Source organism: Enterococcus sp. S53, assembly GCF_016516865.1.
GTDB lineage: Bacteria > Bacillota > Bacilli > Lactobacillales > Enterococcaceae > Enterococcus_D > Enterococcus_D innesii.
The window spans coordinates 1-1,622 of sequence record NZ_JACVUH010000050.1 but is presented as its reverse complement, the minus strand read 5'-3'; the positions used below and the strand labels follow the sequence as shown (position 1 = coordinate 1,622).

Here is a 1,622-nt window from a genome sequence, read left to right as displayed (position 1 = left end):
GATCTATCTACTTCATTTTCTCCAAAAGAAAATCATGTCGCCGTTTTTATCCATGAACTGGTCGAAGCGCTTCAGATTAATGACCCCTATCTTTTTGGTCGACCAAGAGAATATGATTTAGGTGCCATGATGAAGTTGGTTCTTTTTGCGTATACGCGAGAAACCTTTACAAGTCGCAAGATTGAACGCTTAGCTGAAGAAAACCTATATGCTCGCTGGTTGACGCAAGAACGGGTTCCAACTTATCGAACGATCGCCCGTTTTTGTGTATCCAACGATGTGCAGGAGTTGACCAATAAAGGCTTAGATAAGTTGACAGAGTATCTGCGTGCACGAAATCTGATTGATGATGCGCTGTTTATTGATGGGACAAAAATCTTGGCGGATGCGAATAAGTACAGCTTTGTCTGGAAGAAAAACACGATCCGGTTTGATCAAATGAATCGCGAAAAGCTGCTTACTATGATGTCAGAACTAAGAGAAGCGTATGCCCTGAAACAGATTCCCGAAGGGACGACCTTGACAGTAGACATGATAGATGAACTGTTAACACGGATGGAACTACGTCTGGAAGAACTAGAAAAAGAAGTTGAGGCAACGAAACGTCTTTCGCCAAATCCAGCGAAACAACAACGGCGAACGTTGAAAAGCCAAGTACGCAAATTAAATACAAAGCGAGAAAAACTTCTGGAACATCAAACGCAGTTTTCTACTTATGGGACAAGAAACAGTTATTCAAAAACTGATCATGATGCGACATTCATGCGCGTAAAAGAAGACCACATGAAAAATGGCCAACTTAAACCTGCGTATAACCTGCAGATCGCTACTTGTAATCAATTTGTGCTCGGCTACGATGTCTTTCAAAACCCAACAGACACTAAAACACTGAAACCATTACTGGAAAAAATGAAGATCGCACAAAAGTCCCCTCATTATTTGGTCGCCGATGCAGGCTATGGTTCAGAAAGCAATTACCGCTATATAGAAGATGAACTTCCCCAGCATACTGCACTGATTCCTTATGGAACGATGTTTAAAGAACAAAGCAAGAAATGGCAGACAGATGATCGGAAAGTAATGAATTGGGATTATGAGCCTAAGGAGGACTTTTACATCGACCCCAAAGGGGTACGATTCAATTTTCATGCTTACCGTCAACGAACAGATGCGGATGGCTTTGTCCGAGATTTTAAAGAATACCAAGCAGAAAAAACGGATGCGAACCAAGCGCTCATTCCTGAAGCCTTAACCCCAAAGGGAAATCGCAGAAAGATCACTGTAAATCCGTCTTGGGAATACCATAAAGAAAAACAAAAAGAGCGTTTATCAACGCCTGAAATTCAAAAAATATATGGTCGGAGAAAGATCGACGTGGAAACAGTCTTCGGATTTATGAAGGCTTGTTTGGGTTTCACTCGATACACTGTTCGGGGCTTAGAAAAAGTCAGAAAACAGACGGGTTTACTCATTACGGCAATCAATATGATGAAATTGACAAAAATAGGTAATTGAACTACCCAAAATGAATAAAAAAACAAGGAGCACTCGAAAAATCACATGATTTTCGAGTGCTCCTTATATTTTGGAGAGCGTAACTAGTTAACTTATGTCACGCCCCC

Annotated in this window: 1 pseudogene; it reads left to right on the top strand. The window is 41.1% G+C overall.

The features are described 5' to 3' along the window. Positions 1–1,509 (top strand): annotated as a pseudogene (locus IAE45_RS18510) (IS1182 family transposase); the annotation flags it as partial. Positions 1,510–1,622: the final 113 nt, after the last annotated feature.